The organism is Nocardioides jejuensis (genome assembly GCF_004337475.1).
Classification (GTDB): Bacteria; Actinomycetota; Actinomycetes; order Propionibacteriales; family Nocardioidaceae; genus Nocardioides; species Nocardioides jejuensis.
In genome coordinates, this window is the sequence record NZ_SJZJ01000009.1 from 1 (window position 1) to 25,661 (window position 25,661).

Sequence of the window (25,661 nt, forward strand, 5' to 3'; positions counted from 1 at the left end):
ATGTGGTCGCGCGACCACTCCACCATCAGCCCGAACGCCGCGTCCGGCACTGGCCGCTCGGCCGTGAACTGGACACCACCGCGCGTCGTCGGCAACCCCTCGAGCAGCGGGCGGGCGAGAGCGACCGGCTCGGAGCCGAAGGGAAACATCGAGAAGCCCGCCTCCGTGCGGATGATCGCGATCAGTCCACGCCCGCGGTACGTCAGGCAGGCCATCGAGTACTTGCTCCCGGACGTCGCCGCAGGCGCGAGCTCCAGCGCGCGGGCGTAGTAGCTGCGGATCACCTCCGCGTCCTCGGGTGCCAACGACTCCAGATACGACTCGATCTCGGTCATGGAGTCAGTCTCGCGGCGAAACCCGGGACTCAACATGCAAAAACCCGGGTTTCGGCGGACCAAAACCCGGGTTTCGACGTGGTGCGATCAGTCCTCGTCGAGCTCCGCGAGGATCTCGTCGGAGATGTCGGCGTTCGAGAAGACGTTCTGGACGTCGTCGAGGTCATCGAGGACGTCGACGAGCTTCATGACCTTGAGGGCGACCTCGGCGGACGGGACCGGGATGTCCATCGACGCGACGAACTCGGTCTCGGCGGAGTCGTAGTCGAGCCCAGCCTCCTGAACGGCGGTGCGGACCGCGACCAGGTCGGTGGCCTCGGACTGGACCTGCCAGGCCTCGCCGAGGTCGTTGACCTCCTCGGCACCGGCGTCGAGGGTCGCCTCCAGCACGGTGTCCTCGTCGACCTCCTTGCCGTCCTGCGACTTGGCGACGACGACGATGCCCTTGCGACCGAAGAGGCGCGAGACGGAGCCCGGGTCGGCCATGGTGCCGCCGTTGCGGGTCACCGCGGTGCGGACCTCCATCGCGGCACGGTTCTTGTTGTCGGTCAGGCACTCGACCAGCAGCGCCACGCCGGACGGGCCGTAGACCTCGTACATGATCTCGTCGTAGGAGACGCCGCCACCGTCGAGGCCGGCGCCACGCTTGACCGCGCGGTCGATGTTGTCGTTGGGGACCGACTGCTTCTTCGCCTTCTGGATGGCGTCGAAGAGGGCCGGGTTGCCGGACGTGTCGGCGCCGCCGGCCTTGGCAGCGATCTCGATGACCTTGATCAGCTTCGCGAATGCCTTCGCGCGCTTCTGGTCCTTCGCAGCCTTCTGGTGCTTCGTGGTTGCCCACTTGGAGTGGCCGGACATGCGCTCTCTTCCGTCGTCGTGCTCGTGCAGGTGGGATCAGGCGTGCCGCACGAGCTCGACGAAGAGCTCGTGGATCCGGGTGTCACCGGTGATCTCCGGGTGGAACGACGTGGCGAGCAGGCGCCCCTGTCGGACCGCGACGATCCTATCCCCACCCGGACCGCTGACCGTGGCGGCCACTTCGGCTGCCCCGCCGACCTTCTCGACGTACGGCGCGCGGATGAACGTCGCCGGGTAGTCGAAGTGGTCGGCCCACGTAGGCGCGAACTCGACGGTCGCCTCGAAGGAGTCGACCTGCCGCCCGAAGCCGTTGCGGCGTACGACCATGTCGATGCCACCGAAGGTTTCCTGGCCCGCGGTGCCGCCCTCGATCCCGTCGGCGAGCATGATCATGCCCGCACAGGTCCCGTACGCCGGGAGACCCGCGCGCAGTGCAGCCCGGATCGGCTCGAGGAGCTCGAAGATGCCGGCCAGCTTGCCGATCGTCGTCGACTCGCCGCCGGGAATCACCAGGCCATCGACCTGGGCGAGCTCGGCGGGACGGCGTACGCCGATGGTGCGGACGCCACACTGCTCGAGCATGGCGCGGTGCTCACGGACGTCGCCCTGCAGGGCGAGGACTCCGATGGTCAGGGTGCTGGCGGTGCTCACCGGACGATTCTAGTTTTGCGTGGCGGCGAGCAGCGTCGTGAGGTCCGCGACGGGCAGGTTCGGGTCGAGCCGGGCGCCGCGGGTGCTCGCCATGCCGTCGAGCTGGTACCAGATGATCTGGGACAGCCGGTACGCCAGCGCCTCCGGACCGGGCTTGCGGTCCTCGCCGCGTGCCAGCCACAGACGGACCGCAGAGACGATCTGCGAGACGACACCGAACGCGACCAGGTCGACCGTCGCTGCGTCGTCCTCGTCGAGCTCGATGCCGAGCACGGTGGCGCCCTCGAGCAGCAGCGGCTTGAACTGCTCCGAGATGCCGCGGATGACGTTGCGCACCGGGTTGTCGATCTTGCCCGGAAGCTCGCGCATGGCGAAACGGTGCAGGGCGCGGTGGTCGTGCGCCCACTGCACGTACTGGAGGACGGCGCGCTCGATGACGTCGCGCAGGCCGCCGCCCGCGGCGACGGCACCGATGATCTGCTCGGTGAGCATGTCCAGCGCGCGGCGCTGCACCGCCCGGTCGAGGTCGTCGCGGTCGACGAAGTGCCGGTAGACGACGGGGCGCCCGATGCCGGCCTTCTTCGCGATCAGCTGGACATGGATGTCCGTGCCGGGCGGATGCTCCTCGGTGGCCTCGATGGCTGCCCGGATGATGGCAGCGCGACGCTCACGCTTGTGCGCTTCCCAGCGCACACTGCGCCCGTCCACCTGCTGTTCGTCGGTCCCCATGACCCACTTTCGGCCCAGAAGTTGCTATCGGGCCGCCATCTTGTCAGATCCGTGGGCGATTCGTGCGCTGGCAACGTCGGCGAGCAGGCTGTCAACGGTCTGCTCGGCGCAAGTCTTGTTCGTCCCGAGGAACCCGGTCGGACCACGCTTGATCCAGCCGGCGACGTAGACACCGGGCTCGACGCGGCCCTGCTCGTTGGGCACCGTGCCCGACTTCTCGTCGAAGGGCAGCCCCGGCACGGGACGGCCGCGGTAGCCCACGCTGCGCAGCACCATCGACGCCTCGATGACCTCGTGGTCCTCGCTCAGCTCCGCACGGAGTACGCCGTCAGGGCCGGCGACCAGTTCGGTGCGCGCCACCTCGAGGCCGGTTGCATGGGTAGCGCCGACGACAGCCACGGGAGCCGTGAAGAACCGCAGCACGATGCGCCGACGCTCCCCCGTGCTGGCCGGGCGTGCCGCGATCTCGCGCAGCAGGTCGACCTTCGGGCTCGACGGCAGACCAGCGAAGACGGCGTCGCCGCCGTGCACCAGCACGTCGACATCCGCCAGCCCCGCGAGACCGACGAGCTCGGGCATCGTGAACGCTGCCTCGGCCGGGCCGCGGCGCCCCAGCACCACAACCTCGCGCACGCTGCTGCCACGCAGTGCCTCCAGCGCGGCCGGAGCGATCTCGGTCCCCTCGAGCGAGGACGGGTCCGCGGTCAGGATGCGGGCGACGTCCAGGGCGACGTTGCCGTTGCCCACCACGACAACACGCTCGCCCGTCAGGTCGGGAGCCGCACCGACGTGGTCGGGGTGCCCGTTGTACCAACCGACGATCGAGGTCGCGGAGACGCTGCCCGCGAGCTCCTCGCCCGGGATGCCCATCGACCGGTCCGCCGAGGCACCGACCGTGTAGATCACCGCGTCGTACGCCGCGCGGAGCTGCTCGTGGGTGACGTCCTTGCCGACCTCGACGCCGAGCTCGTAGGTGAAGCCGGGCTGCTTCTCGATCGTCTCGAAGAGGCTGCGGATCTTGCGCGTGTGACCGTGGTCGGGCGCGACGCCGAAGCGGGCCAGGCCGTGTGGGACGTCCAGGCGGTCCAGCACGGTCACCGTGACACCCGGGAAGTGGAGCAGCTCGTCGGCGACGTACAGACCTGCAGGACCGGCACCCACGACAGCGACGCGCAGGCTGTCCGCGGCCGGCTTCTCACGACGGCGCAGCGGCGCGAGGACCGGACGACCGGTGCGGTCGACCTCGGCGAAGAAGTCCGCGTTGATGTCGACGAACGGCAGCTCCGCGGGCTCCAGGCGGGTGTGCGCCTTGATCGCACCCACGGGGCAGGCCGTGACGCACGCACCGCAGTCCACGCACGTCTTCGGGTCGATGTAGACCTGTTCGGCGAGCGCGAAGGTGTCATCGAGCGGGCCGGGGTGGATGGCGTTGACCGGGCAGGCGACGACGCACGAGGCGTCGGCGCAGCACGACTGGGTGACGACGTGGGGCATGACGACCTGTCTGGGGAAGCGGGATCGGGTGGCGACCGGCGGCGGGCCGTCAGGCCGCGTGCGTGTCCGCGGCGTCGGGCGCGTGGATCGTGCGGTCGTGGATCTCGCCGCGGAAGCGCGAGGGCGCACCGTCGATGTTGAGGCGCTTCCACAGGTGGCGGGCCACGCGGTTGTTGGCCAGGCCGACCTTCGCGGTGAGCATGCGCACGTCTCCGAAGATCTCGCTCAGGACGGTCTGCCGCTCCGGGCTGCCCCAGTAGATGTCCTTGATGACCTCGCGCGGGATCTCCAGCTCCTTGCACATGCGACCCGGCGGGATCAGGATCATGTCGGCCATGATCCGGAACGCCAGCGGCGTCAGCGCCGAGAGCAGGCCACGGCGGATGCGGCCCATGCCGGGCGCGTCCTCGGTCAGCTTCGCGTGGGCGAAGGAGATGTGGCGCGCCTCTTCGGCGACGTGGATCTGCATGATCCGGCGCATCAGCGGGTGGATCTTGCCCTCGCCGGCACGGAGGTAGACCTTCTGCATGTGGTCGATCGGCTCCTCGCCGCCGAGCACGAGGATGAAGAAGAACTCGGGGAAGATCCGCGCGAACGACGGGATCAGGTTCTGCATGACGAACGTCTTGGTCCACTGCTGCATGCCGGGGGCGTCGTACTCGCAGCGGTTCACGAACTCCTGGAACATCTGCGTGTGGTGCGTCTCCTCGGTCGCCTCGTGGGTGACGTAGCGGAACTCCGGCGAGCCGTTGGGCAGGTCGTAGACGTACTGCATGAGGCCACGGATCAGCAGGTTCTCGAACTCGAGGCCGACCTTGGCGACCTGCGCCATGTAGGCACGGCCGATCTGGCGCTGACGGTCCGCGGGGAGCGCCTGGTACCACGGGTGCGCACCCATCTCGTGCTCCGGCGGCAGGATCCACTGGTCGTTGTCCGGTGCGACGTCGTAGGAGTCCCAGTCGATGTCGACGAACGGGTCGAAGTGCAGATCCACCGAACCCTGCGACAGCGTCGCCAGGTGCTGTTCGTACGTCACGTCAGTCGTCATGCTTCACCTCGTCGTGTGACCGCGCTCACCAGTTAGTGAGACACCGTGTTCATGACAACCACGTTAATGCGACACGACGTCGCGCAAAACAGGAAAGGGGGTGTTTCCGACCGTGGGTTGCGTCACATCGCGACGCGGCCAGCCAAACAGCAGGCGCCATCGTGGACGGTGTTGCACGCTCGAGAGCCCGCGCCCGACGGCCATGGCCAGCCCGCCGGCGAGCAGCCACACCAGCCATGGCATCCGGATCTCCAGGCCCGACCAGAGCAACGGGACGGCGTACACGAGCACGGGCATGTGGCACACGTAGTAGACGAGTGAGCTCCGCCCGATCGCTGCCAGGGCGGGCACCTGCACACGGTCCGCGGCCCGCGCCACGACGGCCGGGACCCGACCCGGCAGCGTCCTGGCCAGCACGTCTCCGAGCAGGAAGTACGGGAAGAGCCAGACGAAGCGCTCGGCATCCGGTCCGAGACCGCTGACGACGTGCGCCACGACGAAGCCGGCTGGCATGGCGATCGTGCGCGCCGGCGCCGGGATCGCGCCTGCCATCAGGTGGAAGGCGAAGAGCCACGCGAGGAACCAGAGATAGCCCTGCGGATCGTGGAACGCCTGACCGACCAGGTGCCAGGGCACCGGACGTCCCGCCGCGGCGGCGTCCAGCAACACATGGGTCAGGTCGATCGTCATCCAGACGGCGTACGGCCAGAGGATCGCGCGGACCTTGCCGGACAGGTGCCGGCCGAGCCCCTTGGCCAGGGAGCGCGACAAGAGGACGCCGCTCAGCAGCATCAGGAGCGGCATCCGGACCTGCTCCAGTTGGTCGTTGACCCACACGAGCGGCGCCAGCGCGGCACCGGTCACCAGGGTTGTCGTGAGCTGCGCGTGGAGAACGACGACGGCGACGACGGCACCTCCACGCAGCGTGTCCATCCAGTCCATCCGTGCCCGAGCCATGGGAGCCACCGAACACGGGCACGATGTCCCGTCAGTGACCGTGCGATGAACTCAGATGCGGCGCTGCCAGAGAGCTGCGACCTCGATACGTCCCTCGTCGAACCGGGCCCGGAGCCCGTGGCGCTCGAGGCAGGCCAGGACGGAGGTTGCGAGCGGGTCGCCGTCAGCCGCGTTGGCACCGTCCGCGTGCCAGAGATTGATCTCGAGCATGGGGGTGTCGACGGCGTGCCAGACGTCCATCGGGACGAACCAGATCACGCCGTGGAGCTGGCCGGCGTTCTCCTCGAGCGCGCGCCGCGCGGCCCAGTGGTCCTCGACGCCGGCGAGGACCTTGACGCCGTGCTGCTGGCACTCGACGAACGCCACCCGGAGACGGTCGACGTCCGTCGTGGCAGGCCAGCCGGCCTGCTCCTCAAGCAGCTCCCTGCGGGCGGCAGCCAGCCAGGCGCGCCCCAGGATGCCGGCGTCGGCGCCGCCCAGCTCCGCCTGGATCGCCTCGGTGACCTCGGCGAGCTGCTGGTCGTCGTTGAGCAGGCCCGCCCGGACCTGGAGACGCGCGAACGCGCGGAGCTCCCGCTCCGCGCGTTCGGTGTTGGTGCTCATGCGGTGTGGATCGCCCGAGGCGAAATCACCAGCCGCGCTCGGCGAGGCGGTGCGGCTGCGGGATCTCGTCGACGTTGATACCGACCATCGCCTCACCCAGACCACGCGACACCTTCGCCAGCACGTCCGGGTCGTCGAAGAACGTCGTCGCCTTCACGATCGCCTCGGCACGCTGCGCCGGGTTGCCGGACTTGAAGATGCCCGAGCCGACGAAGACGCCCTCGGCACCGAGCTGCATCATCATCGCGGCATCGGCCGGGGTCGCGATGCCACCGGCGGTGAACAGCACGACAGGGAGCTTGCCGGTCTCGGCGATCTCCTTGACCAGCGCGTACGGCGCCTGCAGCTCCTTCGCCGCGACATACAGCTCATCAGCATCCAGCGTCGTCAGGCGACGGATCTGCGAACGCAGCGTGCGCATGTGCGTCACCGCGTTGGACGCATCGCCCGTGCCAGCCTCGCCCTTCGAACGGATCATCGCCGCGCCCTCGGTGATGCGACGCAGCGCCTCACCCAGGTTCGTCGCACCACAGACGAAGGGAACCGTGAAGGCCCACTTGTCGATGTGGTTGGCATAGTCCACCGGCGTCAGCACCTCGGACTCGTCGATGTAGTCCACACCGAGCGACTGCAGGATCTGCGCCTCGACGAAGTGACCGATGCGGGCCTTGGCCATCACCGGGATCGAGACGGCCTCGATGATGCCGTCGATCATGTCCGGGTCCGAGGCACGCGAGACGCCGCCCTGGGCGCGGATGTCGGCCGGAACACGCTCCAGCGCCATCACCGCGACGGCACCGGCGTCCTCGGCGATCTTCGCCTGCTCGGCATTGACGACATCCATGATGACGCCGCCCTTCAGCATCTCGGCCATGCCGCGCTTGACGTGGGAGGTGCCGGTGGCCGGGGTCTGCTGCTCAGTCACTGCTGGGGATCCTTCGAGAATCGATGCGGGGAACACCCCAGCCTACCGCCGGGGGTTGACGGCTCAGGCGGCGAGGGCCTGCTTGCGGACCACCCAGATCCGCTGGCCGACCGTGATGGTGCTGGCGGCGGCGAGGAACCACAGGGCGGCGTACATCAGGACGGGGAGACCGACCAGCGCACCGACGCCCGTGGCGACGAGGCAGATGACCAGCCGGTCGGCGCGCTCGGCGATGCCGACCTTGGCCTGGTAGCCGAGGGTCTCGGCGCGCGAACGCGCGTACGACGTCACGTTGCCCATGACGAGGCAGATCAGCGAGAGCACCAGGTAGAGCTGGGAGTCCCCCGGCCCGGCGAAGTAGAGCGCCAGGCCCGCGAAGATCGCGCCGTCACCGACGCGGTCGAGCGTGGAGTCCAGGAACGCGCCGAACGGCGTCGAGCGGTCCGCCAGGCGTGCCATGTGCCCGTCGATGAGGTCGCTGAAGACGAACGCGGTGATCACGAGGACACCGGTCAGCAGCATCCCCTGCGGGAAGAAGACGAGGGCACCGGCGCAGACGCCGATGGTGCCGACCAGCGTGACCGCGTCCGGGCTGATGCCGAGACGGAGGAACAGCTTGGCGATCGGGGCGAGAAGGGCGGTCCAGAAACCGCGGAAGCGTTCGAGCATGGTGGCCGCAGGCTATCGCTCGTCGCGCAGCGCCGTCACAACGTCGTCCGTGGCGGTCGGGAGACCGACGACGTTCCAGGTGACTCCCCCGGCCTCGACGCCGCACCGTGCACCGCCGAGGGAACGAACGATCGCCTCGCCGGGCAGCCGGTCCCACAGCGGTACGTCGTGCTGGAAACTGACACCGAGCGTGCCCGTCGCGATGGCCACAGCGTCCATGCTGCCCGAGCCGAGCATCCGCAGCGTGGCAGGCCGCGCGGCTACGCGGAGCCAGGCGGCCCCGGCCGGCGAGGCGTACCGGTCGGGGTGCAGGTACGTCGCCGCGCAGACGGCGGCCAGCGGGCGGTCGTCCGGCACGGTGATGGGCTGCCCGTTGGCGGTCGCGGGCAACCCGGGCCCGCCGGCGTACGTCGTGTCGGTGGCGGGGTGGTGGATCGCGCCAAGGAGCACGTCCTCGTCGGTGGTCAGCGCGATCGCGGAGCACCACCAGTCGAGGCCGTGGAAGAAGTTCCACGTGCCGTCGACCGGGTCGATCACCCAGGTGCGACCCGAGCTGCCGTCGTGCGCTGCGCCCTCCTCACCGACGATCGAGTCGTCGGGTCGGAACGCTCGCAGCCGCGCGACGACGTGCGCCTCGGCGGCGTGGTCCGCTGCGGTCACGATGTCCGACAGCGACGTCTTGTGGTCGGCGGCCAGTCCGTCGGCGCGCATCGTCGCCGCGAGGTGGCCGGCCTCGCGGACCAGGGTGGCGGCGAACTGCAGGTCGGCACGGAGGTCGTCCATGCCGCGCACGCTACCGCCGGGAGGTTGCCGGTCGGAGTCGGGTGCGCGGCGATGCGGCGAACAGGAGTGCCGCGCACCCTTCCCGTCCTCGTCTCTCAGGTCAGCTCGGGCACCCGCAGGTGGGCGATCGCGAGGTCGAACTCGGCGACGTCGACCACGTCGACCCCTGCCTCACGTACGCCGCGCTCGCGGATGGCCCAGCTGTCCTCCCGGCTCGCTTCCATCGCCTCGCGGCTCGTGAACGCGGTCGTCGCGCAGGCACGCCGCATTTCGCGGTCGACGAGCAGGCTCGCACTGCAGAAGCCCGGGAGCTCCTCCAGCATCGGCAGCAGGACATCGCGGTAGATGCCGATCCCCCGGTCCAGCTCGGTGTGGTCGGTGCGCAGCCAGACGGAACGGGCGCACGCACCGGTGTGGGTGAAGTGCTCGCGGTGCATCGCCGCGATCTCCCACTCCTCGACGCCGGCGAAGCCGCCGAGCACGCGGGCCGCCTCGTCTCGCAGTGAGCTGAAGCTCTCGAAGCTCGACTGGAGCGACTCCTCGTCGATCCACGAGCTGGTGCCGATGCAGTGACCCTGTACGCGGTCGACCATGAGCGAGATGCCGAGACATCCTTCTGCCTCCGTGAGCGACGGCATGACCGTGTCGCGGACGAAGTCGATCAGCCGGTCGACGTTCTCCGGCTTCCCGTGGATCGTGGTGGAGCGTGCAAACACGTCGGTCTCCCTCGGACGGGGACGGCGCCCCGGCGGCGCCGCCGCTCCCCTCCACCGTCCGCCCGACTGGCGGGTAACGCAACCCCTTCTGGGGTACCAGTCACCGAGCTCGCGTCACCAGGCGTCGGCGAGGAGCTGTCGCGTGTCGCCCATGACCTGCGGCAGCACCTTCGTGCGTCCGATGATCGGCATGAAGTTCGCATCGCCCGACCAGCGCGGGACCACGTGCTGGTGCAGGTGCGCAGCAATGCCGGCCCCGGCGATGGAGCCCTGGTTCATGCCGATGTTGAAGCCGTGCGCGCCCGAGACCGAGCGGATGACCTCCATCGCGCGCTTGGTCAGGTCCGCGATCTCGACCGCCTCCTCCGCCGACGTCTCGGTGTAGTCGGCGATGTGGCGGTACGGCACGACCATCAGGTGGCCCGGCGAGTACGGGTAGAGGTTGAGCACGACGTACGCGGTGGTGCCACGGTGAATGACCAGGCCCGGGCCGTCCTCCAGCGTCGGGATACGGCAGAACGGGCACTGCGCGACGCTCTCGTCGTCGGGCTTCGACTCGCCCTTGATGTACGCCATCCGGTGCGGGGTCCACAGTCGCTCGAGCCCGTCGGGCTCCCCGACGCCGTCCTGACGGATCGCCTGCTCCTCAGTCTGCATGGCGTCATCCTTCCAGCCAGTGACGGGCGGGATGGTTGCAGGGCGCCCTGTATTTCGCGCTGGCAGTGGCGTATAACGTCGCTCAGCCCGCCGCTCGGGCACTCTCGGGTAGGTGACTGACCAGGAGTGCGCCCATGACCACCTTGCCCTCCGTCGTACGCCGGGGCGCCGTCGCACTCGCCATGGCCGCGGCTGCGCTTGCTCCGTTCCCGGCCGCAGCCGCCGGATCCATGAACGTGGACCTCACGGGCAGCAGCCTCGTCGAGCCCGCGTGGGGAGAGACCATCCCGGCTCCGGTGACCCTCCAGCTGTCGGAACCAGCCGCCACGGACATGACGCTGACGGTCGGATTCACCCGCTACACAGGCACCTACTGGCCTTCGAGCTGGGACCAGACCCGGACCGTCACCATCAGCGCCGGCGAGGTGGGAGCGGTCGCAACCTTCGCGATCGTCGGTGACGACCGGGACGTCGCAGCCACCTACATCTCCCAGGTGATCGCGGCCCCAGCCGGAGTCTCGTCGGGCTGGGCCTTCACCCCGGTGACCGACACGACCCGCGACGGCGAGCTGTTCTGCTCCTCCGGCTGGGACGTGGACCTCGTCGCACCGACCGACTACACCGGCACCCCGACCGGTTTCTGTCCGAACGAAGAGAAGAGCTGGGGGTCGGTCACCCTCCCCGACGGGTCGGGCACGCTGACGGGGGTCTCGCACCACACGTCCACCAACATCGTGGACCCCTATCGGACCGCACCGGCCGTGGGCGACCTCGGCCGGACCAGCGGCGATGTCACCCGCGCAACCTGGAGCGTGGGGCCGCTCAGCATCGAGGCGTGGGGCATGCACACGGAAGCGGCCGCGACCTGCGCCAGCCTGGGCGGCGAGCCCACGCTGGATCTGGCCTCCGGCATCGATCGCCTGGTCATCCGCCAGGCGAGCGGTGTCCCCGGCGTGCCGGCCGTCGTGCTGGACCTCGGCCCGATCCACGAGCCGAAGACCTATGTCCTCGGCGAGTGGCTGATCGCGCTCAACTACACGCAGATCCTGCGCGACACCGCGTCCGGCCCCTGGATGAACGGCGCACCCCAACCCAAGGTGGCCGCGGTGCAGTACGCCGTCTACATCGAGCGCCGAAATCCCAAGTCGCCGTACTGGGCCTCGTTGGCGAAGTCGGACGTGGTCTATCCCAACGGAAGTCCCTGCAACGCCTGAGCGCATCACGCAGGAACGCCCCGCCGGACCGGCCGGCGGGGCGTTCGTGTCGTGCGTGGGTCAGACCTGCTCGCGGGAGGCGACCGCGGCCTGGACGCGCGCGATCGCTTCCTCGATCGGCACGCCGTTGTCCTGGCGCCCGTCGCGGTAACGGAACGAGACCGCGCCCTTCTCGACGTCGTCGTCGCCCGCGATCATCATGAACGGCACCTTCTGCAGCTGCGCGTTGCGGATCTTCTTCTGCATGCGGTCGTCGGACTCGTCGACCTCGACGCGGAGACCCTGCGCGTTCATGCGCTTCGCGACGTCGTACAGGTAGTCGACGTGGCGCTCAGCGATCGGGATCGCGGTGACCTGGACCGGGGCGAGCCACGGCGGCATCGCGCCGGCGTAGTGCTCCAGCAGCACGCCGAAGAAGCGCTCGATCGAGCCGAACTTGGCCGAGTGGATCATCACCGGCTGGTGCTTGGTGCCGTCGGGGCCGACGTACTCCAGACCGAAGCCCTTGGGCTGGTTGAAGTCGTACTGGACGGTGCCCATCTGCCACGTACGGCCGATCGCGTCCTTCGCCTGGACGGAGACCTTGGGGCCGTAGAACGCAGCGCCTCCCGGGTCGGGCACGAGCTCGAGGCCGGTCTCGGCACAGACGTCGGCGAGCACCTGCGTGGCGACGGCCCAGTCCTCGTCCGAGCCCACGAACTTGTCCTTCTTGGAGTCGTCGCGGGTCGAGAGCTCGAGGTAGAAGTCCTGCAGGCCGAAGTCGCGGAGCACCGTGAGCATGAAGTTGAGCAGGTGCTTCACCTCGGCCGGCGCCTGCTCCTTGGTGCAGTAGCTGTGCGAGTCGTCCTGGGCGAAGCCACGGACACGGGTCAGGCCGTGGATGACGCCGGACTTCTCGTAGCGGTAGACGTGACCGAACTCGAAGAGGCGCAGCGGCAGCTCGCGGTAGGAACGACCGCGAGAGCTGTAGATCAGGTTGTGCATCGGGCAGTTCATCGCCTTCAGCTGGTAGTTCTGACCCTCGAACTCCATCGGCGGGAACATCGTGTCCGCGTAGTACGGCAGGTGACCACTGGTGTGGAAGAGGCCGTCCTTGGTGATGTGCGGGGTGCCGACGTAGGAGAAGCCCTCCTCGATGTGCCGCTGGCGGACGTAGTCCTCCATGACCCGCTTGATGACGCCACCCTTGGGGTGGAAGACGGGCAGGCCGGAGCCGATCTCGTCCGGGAACGAGAAGAGGTCGAGCTCCTTGCCGAGCTTGCGGTGGTCGCGGCGCTCGGCCTCCTCGAGGAGGTGCAGGTAGTCGTCGAGCGCCTCCTTCGACTCCCAGGCGGTGCCGTAGACGCGCTGCAGCTGCTTGTTCTTCTCGTTGCCGCGCCAGTACGCCGCCGCCGACCGCATCAGCTTGAACGCCGGGATGCGCTTCGTGGTCGGGAGGTGCGGACCACGGCAGAGGTCCTTCCAGACCGTCTCGCCGTTGCGGTTGAGGTTGTCGTAGATGGTGAGCTCGCCGGCACCGACCTCGGCGCTCGCGCCCTCGGCGGCCTCGGCGCTGTTGCCCTTGAGGCCGATCAGCTCGATCTTGTACGGCTCGTCGGCCAGCTCGACGAGCGCGTCGGCGTCGTTGGTGACGCGACGGGAGAACTTCTGGTTCTCCTTGATGATCTTCTTCATCCGGCTCTCGATCTTGTCGAGGTCGGCCGGGGTGAACGGGATCTCGACGTCGAAGTCGTAGTAGAAGCCGTTCTCGATCGGCGGGCCGATACCGAGCTTCGCGTCCGGGAAGATCTCCTGCACGGCCTGCGCCAGGACGTGGGCGCAGGAGTGGCGCAGGATGTCGCGGCCATCCTTGGAGGCCATCTCGACACCCTGCACGGTGTCGCCGTCGACGAGCTCGTAGCTCAGGTCCTTGAGGGCGCCGTCGAGACCACCGACGCGGGCAGCGATGACGTCGGGCTGCTCGGTGAAGAGCTCCCACGCCTTCGTGCCGGCGGCGACGGTGCGCTCCTCCGTGCCGTCTGCGGTGACGATGCTGACCTTGATCTCGGACACGGTTGAGCTCCCTCAGGTTGCGGGCGGGCTACGGCCCCGCCTCGTGGCGAGATCCTAGCGAGGCTGCCTGCTCGGCTCGAACGCGTATCGGATGGGTTTTTCAGTAGCCGTTGAGGACAGGCTGACCCTCGACGATCCTCAGATCGGTGCTCGGGCCCTGGCGCGTGACGGTGCCGTTGACCGGCTGCCACGCTCCGGTGCCCAAGCGATAGTCGGCCTCCCACGTGACCTCCACGCTGGGCCGCACCGTGCCCGCGTGCTCGAAGACGTGCGTGATGTAGCCGTCGATATCGGGATCGTCGTGGTCCCAGGCCTTGCCCGCCCAATCGGTCGGCTGTGTCGTGCCGTCACCGTGATGCCAGACGAAGCTGGCCGGCCGGATCCTCAGCTGCACCTGGCGATTGAGCAGCGTCAGGGTCTTCGTGAACGGCGCAGCCTTCGTGGAGAAGATCGTCTCCAACCCGACGAGGGTCTTGCCCTTCGGCGGCTGGATGCTGAGCTCCGACACCGGAAGCGGCACCCGCTGGAACGCGCGGAGCACGAGCGACGGGAGGCTGGGCTGTGCGGCAGGCGTCGACGGTGTGCAGGGGCCGCCGTAAGAGAAGTCGGTGGCGCCCCCGCCGAACGCGAACACCGTCTGGAGGATGTACCCAGTGGGTGAGTCCACGAACGGAGCACATGAGGTCACCGGCCGACAGTCAACGTCGAGCGCCGGCGCCCCGCACATAGGCAGTGTGTGATCCTGCGAAATCGATGCGTCCTCGCCTCCTCGCGATGGCTTCGCAATAGTTCCGCCCGCGTAATCCTCCGCCGAACCGACGAAGTCTCCATGCCCCACAGACACGTCGGTCGTGTGGTGGGCTGAAGCCGCGCCAGCCGGGACAAGAACCAGGGACACGGGCGCCGCAACCGCAAGTCCCCATGCGCCATGTCGCGCCCCGAGCGACAACTCTCTACTCATCGATTCGATCCAGCCCGAGGAACTCGAATCCGTTGGACCAGCGGGTGCCCGCGTAGAACAAGAAGGACTGCTTCCCTTGTCGGTCGGTGACACGCCCAGACTGATGCCTGATCGACTGAGGCGCCTGCCGCACTCGCACCGCAAACCGATACAGCGGTGCATTCGACTTCGGATCTGCCTCGACTGCCTCGACCGTCCATCCGCCGCCGCTCAAGCGACCTTCGTCATAAATCGCCCTGACCTCCCGAACAAGGTTTGAGCACGTCTTGCACTCCTTCGCCGACACAGCCATGAACGGTTCCGTGTCGCCCGTGTGCATCGCGTAGGTGACCGCGTCGAACCAGTACTTCACAAAGGCCTTCGCACCAATTGCGTCATCGCGCTTGGCCAGGTCAGGCAACACCGGCGCGACCGGACCCGTCGCGGATACCGAGGGCGTCGGCTTCGGCGCAGCCGAGGAGGCCGACGGCTGCGGGTCACCACCACAACCGGCGAGTCCGAGCACGAGCACACCAGCCGCAGCGGCAGCGGTCAGTCGATGAAGAGCCATGAAGGGCCGTCCCTTGATCCCGAGAGCGCACACCCCAGGACCAGGGCACGCCCCAGCACCGTAAGCCGACCCACCCCAACCCGGGAAGTGCTCCTCCACAGTGCGGCTCAGCGCCGCAGCACCGCCGTCATCGCGCCGCCGGGCAGACGCGTGACCACATACCGCTCGTCATGGACCACGTGATGATGACGCGGACAGATCAGCACACCACGCGCCAGATCCGTCTTCCCGCCAGCGGACCAGGGGTCCAGATGGTGCGCCTCGCACCACCGGCCGGGGACGTCACATCCGTTAAAGGCACAGGTGTGCTGCCGCAGCCCCATCGCCCGTCGCTGCGCCTTGCTGAACAACCGCCGCGAGCGCCCCAGATCCAGCACCTCCGAACGCCCACCCAGCACTGCCGGCAGGACGCCCGCCTGACACGCCAGCCGGCGGACCTCCCCCACCGGGATCGCCTCATCGCCCGCCATCGCGACACCAGTGCCCGCGAGGAGGTCCTTCCAGTCGATCGTCACGACCACCTGCGTCGCGTCACCACCATGGATCGGCAGCCGATCGACGTCCATGCACTCCAGCATCGCCGCGAACGCCTCACCCAGCACGCGCTCGTGCGTCAGACGACGGCCGGTGACCGGGTCCAGGTACCGCGACGGAGCCTCACCAGCGCCTGTCGCGGCGTCGTGCCGCGGAGATGAGAACGACTCCAGGTAGATCCGCAGCCGCGCAGCCACGGAATCCGGCAGCACGCCGCTGACCCTGGTCACACCGTCACCCGCCGAACGCAGCGTCAGCCGCGTCGCGGCACGCGCCCGGGCCAGCTCAGCCTCGAGCTTCGCCCGCTCGGCGTCGTCGTAGGACGCGGGGTCGATCACCGCCAGGATCCCGTCACCGAGCCGCCGCAGCTCCGCCGGAGCGAACTCCCCCGCGCGCTCGATCAGGTGACCCACCGCTTCGTCGCGCACCGCCGACGGCACGTCGGGCCCGAACGCATCGACTGCTCGCACGATCACCTCGGCGTGCCGCACCGACATCCGTCCCGATCGCAAAGCCGTCCGCAGCTCCGGGTGCCGGCAGACATCGCCCGCCAGGCGCTGCATCCGACCCGTGACCGCGCCGTCGTCGTGCAGCACAGCCGCCAGCCAGGCACCCGCCGACCGGGAACCGTGCTCGTCGGCGACATCACCAGCCACCGACAGGGCGTCGACCAGCAGGCCCTCGACCTTCGCCCGCACCGACGACAACGTCAGCAGCAGATCCTCTTTCTCAAGCACGCTCAAGAACGTCGGGTCACTGCCCGCCACCGCCTTGAGCTGCTCATCCAGCGCATGCGCCGCCGCCACCAACAGCGGCTCATGCCCGGACCCCGAGAAGTAGTCCATACGCAGCATTATTTATCGAACGCATGTTCGATGTCAACCGTTGGTCCACACGTTTCCGCAGGTCAGGGCCACTTTTCCTGTGGACAGAAACCGGGTTGGCACAGCCCGTTCACGGCAGGCGCAGGCGCCACGTCACCGGCAGGGGAAGCTCCACACCGTCACGTCGGACGCCGCGATGCGAACCGACGTGTGACCCGAGGTCACCAGCACGGCGACCTTCGTCAGGCCCTCGTCCGCGTCGAAGGAGCTGTCGAAGTAGTTGCGCCAGGTCGCGCCGACGGTGACCTTGCCGTACGGCGTCGTGAACGTGCCGGACGAGAGGTCCGTGTAGACGTGCCCGTTGATGACCAGGCGGTCCACGTGGACGCTGCCCGTGAAGAGATCGTTGCCGTAGTTGCTCGGGTCGCCACACACGCTGTGGACGGTCGACCGGGCACCCACCGCCCGCACCCGGAGCAGACCGAGGTTCACGTTGACCACGCTGGAGGCGACGGAAGCGGACGAGGTCGCGGTCGAGGCGCCGTCACCGCTGAAGGCGAACGATGCGCCCTTCGTCGTGACAACGGCCGCGCCGATGACGTCGGTGTGCGAGGCGACCGACTTCGTCAGCTGCTGCTCGCAACGGCCGCTGACACCGGCATGAGCGGACGTGGCCGAGCAGTCGTACTCGACCGGGGGCTCCGTTCCCGGCAGGAATGTCGCGGACGCCGCCGACGGCACCATCACCGCTGCTCCGACCAGACCGGCGACCAGCATTTTTCCGTACATCTGCACTCCCAAGAATCTCCCGAATGTCATCCCGTGCAGTGCCATCCTGCTCGGTGCGCTGGGCATGCGCTGGACTTTTGCCAAAAGTGCAGCGCCCGCGACGCATCCGCCGACCAGGTGCCGACCCACTAGCTGGTCACGCGGCCGACCCACCGGCGACGCTCGCCGCTGCTAGCGTCGCCGCCATGGCGAACGACACCACCCCGCAACCGCCTCTGGCTCACCCCGACGAGCCGCATCACGACTCGACGGCGAGCCGCCTGAACTGGCTGCGGGCCGGCGTGCTCGGCGCGAACGACGGCCTGGTCTCGACGGCAGGCCTCGTCATCGGCGTCGCCGCCGCCACGCCGGAGCCGACGGCGATCCTCACCGCGGGCATCGCAGGTCTGGCCGCCGGTGCGGTCTCGATGGCCCTGGGCGAGTACGTCTCCGTCAGCACCCAGCGGGACACCGAGCTGGCGCTGATCGCCAAGGAGAAGCACGAGCTCAAGCACGAGCCCGAGGAGGAGTTCCTCGAGCTGATCGGACTGCTCGAGCAGCGCGGCCTCTCCCCCGAGACCTCGAGGAAGGTCGCCCACGAGCTGACCGAGGCAGACCCGTTGCGTGCGCACCTGGCGCTGGAGCTGGGCATCGACCAGGAGGACCTGACCAACCCGTGGCACGCCGCGATCTCGTCGGCGATCTCGTTCAGCCTCGGTGCCCTCGTCCCGATCCTCGCCTCCCTCATCGCCTGGCACCGGTTGCTCTGGATCGTGGGTGCGGTTGCCATCGGCCTGGTCGTCACTGGCTACGTCTCGGCGCACCTCGGCGATGCCGGGCGGCGCCGCGCGATGTCACGCGTCCTCGTCGGCGGCCTGATCGCGATGGCCATCACGTACGCCGTCGGCCGCGCCGTGGGCGCGAGCGGCATCTAGCGCACCACCTCCGACCAGACAGATCAGCCGCCCTCACCGGTCGACCGTGACCTGACGCGGACGGGGAACGTCGACCTCGCCGGCCGGCGGCAGCACCATCGTCCACTCGCTCCACATGTCGCCCTGATACGACACCACGCCGGGCTCGGGCTCCTGCTCGTCGTTCCGGATGATCGTGTGGTGGTGCGCAGTGAGCGCCGCCATCAGGTTCTCCTGCGGGATCGTGTCCTCCCAGGCCTTCACGAGACCCCACGGCAACATCGCGTGACCGCCGTCCGCCCACGCGGCCTCCACGAAGTCGCGCGGCGTCGCGTTGCCGGAGCCGTGGTGGCCGATCTTGTAGAAGACGCAGTCGCGGACGAGCAGCCGCTTCGCCGGATCGTTCAGGACGTGCTCCCACGCGCCCTGCTGCGCATCGCCCGGGAAGAGCAGTCGGGTGCCGGCGACATCCAGCAGGAAGAAGAGACTGGTGTTGTTGACGACCCGGTCGAGCAGCGCTGCGGCCCCGAGGAGGCCCGCGTCGTTGGTGACCTCGGCCAGCTCGAGCGAGTCCCGCGCCGTGCGCAGCGCCTCGGGCACGTCGTGGTCCTTCACGGCGTACGCAAGCCCGAAGAGGTCCCCGATCGCAGGTGACATGGCGGTATCCGCTGACAGGGCGAGTCGCTGCCAGCCGGCGCTCGTCGGAGGGTCCATCCGGCGCAGCTCGTCGGGGTCGCGCGACGGACCGAGGATCGTCACCGTCACGCCGGGCAACGGGGTCAGCGTGTTGTCGGCGGCATCGTGCTTCGGGAAGAAACGGACGACCGTGTCGCCCGCGAAGCCGCGGCCGTTGCGGCCCAGCAGCCGGTCGAGCGCGTCGTCGTTCGTCAGAGCGTTGATGGCGAAGTCGTGCGCCAGCATCAGCTTGGCCGACGGTTCGGCGCCGTCGGCGGCGAGCACCGACGTACGCGACTCAACCAGGCGGACCAGCTCCTTGGCTGCCGACGCCTGGGCCGTACGCAGCATGGTTGCGTCGGCATCCTCGGCGTCCTCGACGTAGGGCAGCCAGACCTCGTCGACCTCGACCTGCTCCCATTCCGGGCGGGCGTAGCCCGAGATGTGGTCCGCGTGATGGTGCGTCGCCACCACGGCATCGAGATGCGGCGGACCACCTCCGGCGTCGGCCACGAGGTCCGCGATGATCGCGTTGACCACGTCGACGATCGGACGTGCCTGGCCGCTGCGGTGCACGCCGCAGTCAACAAGGAGCCGCCACGTGCCACCCCCGCGGCGTACGGTCACGAGGAAGGCGTCGCCGAAGCCGACGTGGTACATCCGCACCGTCACGCGGTCCGGCTCAGGCGCCGACATCGAGCACCCCCGCAGGCTCGGCGTGGAGCGAGGCGAAGTTGAGCCGCCACTGCGCCGGCTCGGCCGTCCACGCGGTCAGCGGATCTGCGTCGGCGACCGTCGACTGCCAGGCCCGCAGTGCTGCGAGGCGCTCCGTCCCCCAGGCGTCGAAGCGCCGCGCCGGGGAGTGCTTCGGCAGCCCGTTGAGCAAGGAGTCATCACGCAGCGGGAGCGGCTTGGCGATGATCCGCGACACCACGCCGTCGGCGCGGAGGATCACCGTGGTGCCCGACCGCATGCGCGGCCGCTTCTGCGGGTCCAGCGACTGGTCCTCGAGGTCGGCGCGCCGCTGGGCGAGCTGCAGCACGATCTCCGGCCGGGGCTGCTGGTCCTCGCCGATCCGGAACGACACGTGCAGGCCGGCGAGCGTCGTGATCGCCTCCGGGTCCAGGCCGAGGTCCAGCGCATGGTGGTTGGCCCACTCCGAGATGGCCTGCCCGAGCTTCTCCCCCTGGGCCGACACCTCACCCGGAGCCTGCTGCGGCGAGAGCCACGTCTCGAACGACGCCGACCCCATGTCGCCCGCATCAGCGCCGATGTCGAGGTCCTGGGTCGCCGAGGCGAGGATCCCCCGGACGTCGACGTCCGACGCTTCATCACCCAGCCGGATCTCCTTCTCGGGAACCGGCCAGGTGAGCGCGTCGTCGGCCAGTGATCCCACGCCGGACGGATAGGTGCCGGACACGCGCAGGGACTCCACCAGCCGGCCGCGCAGGTGCGCGGCATCGTCCGGGTAGAGGTCACGGTCCGCCGTCACGATGCCGCGAACGAGGTCGCCGAAGCTCGGGTCGACCACAGGGAGGTAGTCGAAGGCCCGCACCACCATGCGCAGCATGCGATCGGCCGTGTGGATGGCCTCGGTCGTCACCCGGTCGACGAGGTCCGGGTGCAGCGCACCTTGCGGGAGCACCCCGCTGCCGCCGGTCGCGATGCGCAACAGGTCGGCGATGGCGTGCTGGTAGGAGTCGAGATAGGCCCGGAAGACCGCCACCACGAACGACGCGCCGCGCTCGTGCGGTTCGGTCAACGTGGCGAACGGGCGCGGCTTCTCCCCCGCGTGCTCCTGCGCCAGCGCCGACCTCAGCGCCGCGCCCCGGCCCGTCGACTCGCCGAACTCCCGCGCCAGGTCGAGCAGGCCACCACCGGAGCGGAGGTCGCCCGACGTACTCGCGATCGCCTCGCGCACCACCTCGGGGTAGTTGAAGTGGTGGAACAGGGCGACCAGGTCCGCGAGTGCCTCGTGGAGCGCGAACACATCCGGATTGGTCGCCTCCGCGTAGCGGCGACGGAGCCGGTGCACGATCGCGTGGGTCACCTCGTGGGCGATGATGTCGTTCGAGAGGCAGGTGAAGATCACCTGGCCGGGCAGGTTGGCACCGGGGTCGTCGAGCTCCGCGGTGTAGTACCCGAACAGCACCGCCTGACGGCGCGGATCGAAGTAGGCGTTGCGTCCCTCGAACGCGTGCGGCACCAGCCGCAGCACCTGCTCCTGGCGCCACCGGAAGCGCCGGCCCATGAAGCGCTCGAACCGGTCGATGACGCTCATCGCCACGGCGTACACGATCTGCTGGTGGGAGCGCGGGTCGTTCTCGGACGGCCGCAGCCCGTCCTGGGCCAGCACGATGCCGAGGTCGAGGTCGACCGGCTGGTACCAGGTGCGGCGTGCGTCGTCGTAGTCGACCACGTGCACACTGCGCCCCATCGGGCCCGGCGCCAGCGTCTCGAACGGCACCTCGACGCGGAGGTGGCGTCCGGACAGCCGCGTCGACATCGGGTCGAAGGCGAACGTCCGCAGCCAGCGGCTCCCCGGCAACGGGACCGCCAGCGGATCGGGCTTCACGTCGGCGGGCACCCGTCAGCCCCGCGTCCTGCGCCCGGGCAGCGCCGGCCGGTACGGCTTGCGGTCACCCGCGGTGCGGTCGATCCGCTCCTGCACGCTGGGATGCACGTGGTCGCCGGGCAGGACCGGCCGGGTCCGCCACCCACCGGCCAGCACCCAGATGCCACTGTTGCGGTGGATCCGACCGAGCGGCAGGTCGTCGGGCAACGCCTCGCCGGGACGGACCCCGAGCGCGTGCTTGTACGCCGCCCCGTCGACGACCAGCCCCGCCTCGCGCGCCTCGTCGGCCATCCACGCGAAGGCGAGGTCGGAGAGGCGGTGGTCGTCACCGAAGACCCCACCGACGTCGGAGTGCACACCGGCGAACCACATCTCGACGTACCTGTCGGGGTGCTCTGCCACGACGTCCTTGTCGAAGCGGTACTCGGTGAACGGACGACGCCGTTCGTCGATGGCGAGCGCGTGGCGCGCCGTGCCGACGTTCGTGATCCGCCGGGTGAAGGGCCACTTGGCCTCTTCCCACCGCGCCTTCGCGTTGAGCCAGCCGACGGACTTCACGGTGTCCCACACGCCGAGGAAGTGGACCTGGTCGCGATGGGGGTCGAACGGGTTGGGGAACTCCGGGTTGCCGAAGCGCTCGGTGAAGTCGCTGCGTACCTTCCAGAAGGCCTTTTCCTCGGCCGGTGACGGGTGCTCGGTGCCGCTCTGCGCGTAGAGCTTCAACGCATAGGGCACGAGGTTCTCCGCACCCGGGCGCAACAACCCGACGGTGCGCAGCATCCCGGTGAGAGCGCGGGCCGTGTAGGCGCCGCGGGAGAAGCCGAACACGAAGATCCGGTCGTCCCGCTGGTAGTGCTGCATGAGGAACGTGTAGGCCTCCTCGACGTTCTCCTTCACCCCGAAGCCGACGACGAGGCCGGCCACGCGCGTGGCATCCCGGCCCAGCGCAGTGACTGCGCCGCGCGCGCCCATCGTGCCGACGCCGGGGTCGTAGTACGCCAGCTGGTCGTCGCTCTTGGCCGCGGCGGCGTAGATCCGCGCGACGTTGGTCGAGCCGTGCTCGGGTTCGTTGCTGGTGCCGTCCAGGCAGATCACCAGGTTCCTCACAGACCCGTTATCGCGCTGTCGCGTCACGCACGCGTCACGGCCCGCCGGGCCTGATCCCGCACACGTGATGCCCGCGCCGCAGACCCGTGACGCCGGTGCGACGACCCGGTGACGCGATGCCCCTACCTTCGGAGCGCGGGTGGGCCTCACGGGAGAGGGACGCACATGATCATCCGACCGATGCTCGGGTCCTACGAACTTCCCTGCGTCGAGCGCGTCGAGCTCCTCGAGGCCCGCCGCCTCGCCCGCCTCGGCGTTCCCGGGCTGGTCGGCGACCTGCACCAGGACCTCGGCAAGGAGAGCCTGACGGTCGCCATCACGGGCAGCCTCTCGGGCGACCAGGCCCGCACCGATCTGCTCGACGCCCTCCAGGAGCCCTTCCAGGCCGGAGACCCGCTGACGTTTGTCGCCGACATCCTCGAGAGCAGCGAGCTCGAGAACGTCGTGATCGTCGGCTTCGACCTCACCGAGACCCGCGAGGTCGGCGGCGACACCCACTACCGCCTGGTGCTGCGGCAGTACGTCGAGCCACCTGCGCCGCCGTCGGGGCTTCCCTCCCTCCCCGACGACCTGCTGGGCGACCTGGCCGACCTCGCGGGTGCACTCATGGACGCCATGGACCTGCCGGGGCTGCTCGGCGGCGTGCCGTCGCTGGCGGATCCGACCGAAGCACTCCGTCCGGCCATGGACGCGGTCCGCGATGCCGTCGGCGACGTGCCGGACCGTCTGACCGCCCTCGCTGGAGCCCTGGGGATCTGATGAGCCTCGCCGTGATCGTCGATGCCCTGGTGGCCCGGATCAGCACCGGGCTGGGAGCAGGCACGCGTGTCGACGACCTGCTGCCGACCGCAGCGGCCGAGGTTCCCTCGGTGACGGTCGCACTGGACGAGGTGACACAACAAGTGGCCGGCGTCGGCCGGAGCCCGCGGGGCACGCGCTCCGGGGCGCTGCAGCTCACTCTCGACGTCGACCTGGCCCACCCGACGCTGGACCTCGACGGCGGCGAGACACTGCAACTGGTCCCGGCAGACCGGCGGTCCCTGGTGCTGCCGCACGGACCGCTGGTGCGGGCGGACGGCACCGACACCGGCTCCTTCACCGGCGGAGACCTCCTCGTACGCGATGCGACGGGGACGTGGGCGGTGACGGCCGCGACGCCTACGGGGCGTCAGGTCCGGCCGGACGTCGACGCCGGTGTGCTCCGGTTCGGGACCGCGGTGGGCACGACCGGCACGCTGCACGTCGAGTACCGGATCGGCCAGTGGGACGTCGTCGTCAGCCGCCACCAGGGCGTGTGCGAGCTCAGCATCGCGGCCGAGGCGACCGCCCTCCCCACCCTCGTACGCCGGGTGGCCACCGAGCTCGCGCGACCGAACGCGTCGATGCGGCTCACCCCGACGGCCTGGGGCAGCGGCGCGACCGCCACCACCCCGGGCGTCCCGGCGAAGACCCGGGTCCAGCTCCTCCGCTACCGCTTCGACGCCGAGGTCGAGCAGCCGCTGCTCGGCGCCGGGGGCGGAGTCATCCGCGACGTGGCGGCCACCGCCCACGCCGACGAGAACGGCACCACCCACACCGAGACCTTCCACATCGTCTGACCCGTGAGGAGAGCAGGATGACTGAGTCCATTGCCGAGATGGTGATCCCGGGCACCTATATCGAGGTACGCGCTGAGGGCCTGATCGGGGTCGGCGGAATCGTGACCGGCAACATCGGCATCGTCGGCACCGCCGCGCGCGGCCCCGTCGGCGCGGTCCGCACGCTCAGCTCGCTCGCCGACGCGATCGACATCTACGGCCTGCCCGACGCCTTCGGAGCACCCCGTCTGACGAACACGCCGCTGACGCTCGTCCGCGCTCTGCAGCAGGCCTTCGAGGGCGGCGCCCGCACGGTGCTCGCCGTACGCGCGGCCAACCTCGCGACGGGCAACGACGAGCTGCCGGTGGCAGCGTCGTTCGGCGTCACCCGTGCCTCGGACGCGAGCGCTGCGTTCACGCTGACCGCCAAGGGACACCTCGACCGCGACAAGGCGCCCATCGCCAACAGCAGCGGCACGTGGGGCCAGGACATCACCGTCACGACGTCGACCGACGCGGCCACCGGCACCCACCGCCTCGCACTGAGCTACCGCAAGCAGACGGAGGTCTTCGAGGCCGCCACCCTCGGCGACCTGCGAACCGCCGCAACGGCGTCCCGGCTCGTCGACGTCTCGGCGCTGACCGGAGCTGCGACCGGCGGGCCGACGCCCGCCAAGGGGCCGATGACCGGTGGCGCCGACGGCGCGAACGTCGGGGTCACCGACCTCGCGGACGCCCTCGGCGAGCTGGAGAACGAGCCGGTCAACATCCTGCTGGTCGCGGGCGAGGCGTCGAAGCGCGTGGGCAACATCGTGCAGGGCCACCTCCAGCGCACCCTCAATGAGGGACGGGAGCGGATCGCGATCCTCGGCGTCGCCGCCGACGGAAGCGCCACCGACGTCGGCGACGTGACGGACGAGGCCGGTGCCCTCGAGAACGACCGGGTCGTCCTCGTTGCTCCGGGTCTCGTCTCGGGCACGGACACCCTGCCGGCGTCCTACACGGCCGCGGTCGTCGCGGGGAAGCTGGCCACCCTCGCTCCCCACGTGTCGCTGACCAACAAGAGCCTGCCGGTCACCCCGAGCGTCCGCTACTCGACAGGCTCGGTGACGACCCTGCTCGGCGCCCAGGTGCTCGTCGTACGGGAGAAGTTCGGGAACCAGGTGGTCCGCGGGATCACGACGTCGGCTCCGCCGTTCAGCCAGATCAGCGTGCGCCGGACCGTCGACTACGCGAAGGCCGGCGTCCGCCTCGGATCCGACCCGTACATCGGTCGCCTCAACAACGCCCGCGTCCGCGCGGCCCTGCAGGCCACACTCGACGGCTTCCTCTCCCAGATGGTCCTCGACGAGATGCTCACGGGCTACGAACTCTCCGTCACCGCCACCCGGGCCCAGGAGATCGCCGGCGTCTGTGCCGTCGTCATGAACCTCAAGCCGACGTTCTCCATCGACTTCATCCGCGTGACCATGAACCTCGAGTGAG

At 69.5% G+C, this 25,661-nt stretch carries 26 protein-coding genes; 5 read left to right on the forward strand and 21 right to left on the reverse strand.

What is annotated here, in order from left to right; genetic code table 11:
- The 13 genes from EPD65_RS07025 to EPD65_RS07085 all read right to left on the reverse strand — a co-directional run.
- Window positions 1-335: hypothetical protein (locus tag EPD65_RS07025; protein WP_131582582.1), on the reverse strand; the 335-nt coding region annotated here is incomplete at its 3' end.
- Between the two features lie 87 nt (window positions 336-422).
- The gene (locus tag EPD65_RS07030; protein ID WP_131582584.1) at window positions 423-1,193 is read right to left on the reverse strand and encodes a YebC/PmpR family DNA-binding transcriptional regulator; all 771 of its coding nucleotides are present in this window, start codon (window positions 1,191-1,193) and stop codon (window positions 423-425) included.
- 36 nt (window positions 1,194-1,229) lie between these two features.
- Window positions 1,230-1,844 (reverse strand): pyridoxal 5'-phosphate synthase glutaminase subunit PdxT, encoded by a 615-nt coding sequence (pdxT, locus tag EPD65_RS07035; protein WP_131582586.1) that lies wholly within the window; start codon window positions 1,842-1,844, stop codon window positions 1,230-1,232.
- 9 nt (window positions 1,845-1,853) lie between these two features.
- Entirely contained in the window at window positions 1,854-2,552 is a 699-nt protein-coding gene (locus tag EPD65_RS07040; RefSeq protein WP_207891445.1) for a TetR/AcrR family transcriptional regulator, read from the reverse strand.
- A 45-nt stretch (window positions 2,553-2,597) separates the two neighbouring features.
- Window positions 2,598-4,067, reverse strand: a complete 1,470-nt coding sequence (locus EPD65_RS07045) for an FAD-dependent oxidoreductase (protein WP_131582590.1) — start codon at window positions 4,065-4,067, stop codon at window positions 2,598-2,600.
- 49 nt (window positions 4,068-4,116) lie between these two features.
- Window positions 4,117-5,115, reverse strand: a complete 999-nt coding sequence (locus EPD65_RS07050; RefSeq protein WP_131582592.1) for an AurF N-oxygenase family protein — start codon at window positions 5,113-5,115, stop codon at window positions 4,117-4,119.
- Between the two features lie 63 nt (window positions 5,116-5,178).
- Complete coding sequence (locus EPD65_RS07055; RefSeq protein WP_131582594.1) at window positions 5,179-6,072, reverse strand: acyltransferase family protein; 894 nt, start codon at window positions 6,070-6,072, stop codon at window positions 5,179-5,181.
- 51 nt (window positions 6,073-6,123) lie between these two features.
- A complete protein-coding gene (locus tag EPD65_RS07060; protein ID WP_131582596.1) occupies window positions 6,124-6,675 on the reverse strand; it encodes a DUF6891 domain-containing protein in 552 nt (183 codons plus the stop codon).
- A gap of 25 nt (window positions 6,676-6,700) precedes the next feature.
- Entirely contained in the window at window positions 6,701-7,600 is a 900-nt protein-coding gene (gene pdxS, locus EPD65_RS07065; RefSeq protein ID WP_207891446.1) for a pyridoxal 5'-phosphate synthase lyase subunit PdxS, read from the reverse strand.
- 63 nt (window positions 7,601-7,663) lie between these two features.
- Window positions 7,664-8,269, reverse strand: coding sequence for a phosphatidylinositol phosphate synthase (pgsA, locus tag EPD65_RS07070; protein ID WP_131582598.1), 606 nt, complete (start codon window positions 8,267-8,269; stop codon window positions 7,664-7,666).
- 12 nt (window positions 8,270-8,281) lie between these two features.
- On the reverse strand, window positions 8,282-9,052 hold the full coding sequence (locus EPD65_RS07075; protein WP_131582600.1) for an inositol monophosphatase family protein: 771 nt from the start codon (window positions 9,050-9,052) through the stop codon (window positions 8,282-8,284).
- Between the two features lie 95 nt (window positions 9,053-9,147).
- Window positions 9,148-9,768, reverse strand: a complete 621-nt coding sequence (locus tag EPD65_RS07080; RefSeq protein WP_131582602.1) for an antibiotic biosynthesis monooxygenase — start codon at window positions 9,766-9,768, stop codon at window positions 9,148-9,150.
- Between the two features lie 114 nt (window positions 9,769-9,882).
- Window positions 9,883-10,425, reverse strand: coding sequence for an HIT family protein (locus EPD65_RS07085; protein WP_131582604.1), 543 nt, complete (start codon window positions 10,423-10,425; stop codon window positions 9,883-9,885).
- Window positions 10,426-10,559: 134 nt separating this feature from the next.
- Between EPD65_RS07085 and EPD65_RS07090 the strand changes: the two genes are divergently transcribed.
- The gene (locus EPD65_RS07090) at window positions 10,560-11,639 is read left to right on the forward strand and encodes a hypothetical protein (RefSeq protein WP_131582606.1); all 1,080 of its coding nucleotides are present in this window, start codon (window positions 10,560-10,562) and stop codon (window positions 11,637-11,639) included.
- Window positions 11,640-11,699: 60 nt separating this feature from the next.
- On the opposite strand, the gene thrS is transcribed toward EPD65_RS07090, so the two are convergent.
- The 5 genes from thrS to EPD65_RS07115 form a co-directional block, all read right to left on the reverse strand.
- A complete protein-coding gene (thrS, locus tag EPD65_RS07095) occupies window positions 11,700-13,691 on the reverse strand; it encodes a threonine--tRNA ligase (protein ID WP_131582608.1) in 1,992 nt (663 codons plus the stop codon).
- Between the two features lie 100 nt (window positions 13,692-13,791).
- Window positions 13,792-14,358, reverse strand: coding sequence for a hypothetical protein (locus EPD65_RS07100; RefSeq protein WP_131582610.1), 567 nt, complete (start codon window positions 14,356-14,358; stop codon window positions 13,792-13,794).
- A 286-nt stretch (window positions 14,359-14,644) separates the two neighbouring features.
- Window positions 14,645-15,202 (reverse strand): DUF6318 family protein, encoded by a 558-nt coding sequence (locus tag EPD65_RS07105; RefSeq protein ID WP_131582612.1) that lies wholly within the window; start codon window positions 15,200-15,202, stop codon window positions 14,645-14,647.
- A gap of 107 nt (window positions 15,203-15,309) precedes the next feature.
- A complete protein-coding gene (locus EPD65_RS07110; RefSeq protein ID WP_165872923.1) occupies window positions 15,310-16,581 on the reverse strand; it encodes an HNH endonuclease signature motif containing protein in 1,272 nt (423 codons plus the stop codon).
- A 132-nt stretch (window positions 16,582-16,713) separates the two neighbouring features.
- Window positions 16,714-17,355: a hypothetical protein gene (locus tag EPD65_RS07115; protein ID WP_131582616.1), complete on the reverse strand. Its 642-nt coding sequence runs from the start codon at window positions 17,353-17,355 to the stop codon at window positions 16,714-16,716.
- 179 nt (window positions 17,356-17,534) lie between these two features.
- Between EPD65_RS07115 and EPD65_RS07120 the strand changes: the two genes are divergently transcribed.
- A complete protein-coding gene (locus tag EPD65_RS07120; protein WP_131582618.1) occupies window positions 17,535-18,263 on the forward strand; it encodes a VIT1/CCC1 transporter family protein in 729 nt (242 codons plus the stop codon).
- Between the two features lie 33 nt (window positions 18,264-18,296).
- Here EPD65_RS07120 and EPD65_RS07125 read toward each other — a convergent pair whose 3' ends face one another.
- The 3 genes from EPD65_RS07125 to EPD65_RS07135 are packed head-to-tail and all read right to left on the reverse strand — an operon-like array spanning window position 18,297 to window position 22,587.
- Window positions 18,297-19,613, reverse strand: coding sequence for an MBL fold metallo-hydrolase (locus tag EPD65_RS07125; protein WP_131582620.1), 1,317 nt, complete (start codon window positions 19,611-19,613; stop codon window positions 18,297-18,299).
- A complete protein-coding gene (locus tag EPD65_RS07130; RefSeq protein ID WP_131582622.1) occupies window positions 19,600-21,504 on the reverse strand; it encodes a gluzincin family metallopeptidase in 1,905 nt (634 codons plus the stop codon). The genes EPD65_RS07125 and EPD65_RS07130 overlap by 14 nt, the downstream gene beginning before the upstream one ends.
- Before the next feature lie 3 nt (window positions 21,505-21,507).
- Window positions 21,508-22,587, reverse strand: a complete 1,080-nt coding sequence (locus EPD65_RS07135) for a DUF2235 domain-containing protein (RefSeq protein WP_207891447.1) — start codon at window positions 22,585-22,587, stop codon at window positions 21,508-21,510.
- 177 nt (window positions 22,588-22,764) lie between these two features.
- Between EPD65_RS07135 and EPD65_RS07140 the strand changes: the two genes are divergently transcribed.
- Genes EPD65_RS07140 through EPD65_RS07150 form a run of 3 tightly spaced genes read left to right on the forward strand, consistent with a single transcriptional unit; the run spans window position 22,765 to window position 25,660 of the window.
- Window positions 22,765-23,358, forward strand: coding sequence for a hypothetical protein (locus tag EPD65_RS07140; RefSeq protein WP_131582626.1), 594 nt, complete (start codon window positions 22,765-22,767; stop codon window positions 23,356-23,358).
- A complete protein-coding gene (locus EPD65_RS07145) occupies window positions 23,358-24,197 on the forward strand; it encodes a hypothetical protein (RefSeq protein ID WP_131582628.1) in 840 nt (279 codons plus the stop codon). Before EPD65_RS07140 ends, EPD65_RS07145 begins: the two co-directional genes overlap by 1 nt.
- A 17-nt stretch (window positions 24,198-24,214) precedes the next feature.
- Entirely contained in the window at window positions 24,215-25,660 is a 1,446-nt protein-coding gene (locus EPD65_RS07150) for a phage tail sheath C-terminal domain-containing protein (RefSeq protein WP_131582629.1), read from the forward strand.
- Window position 25,661 lies beyond the last annotated feature (1 nt).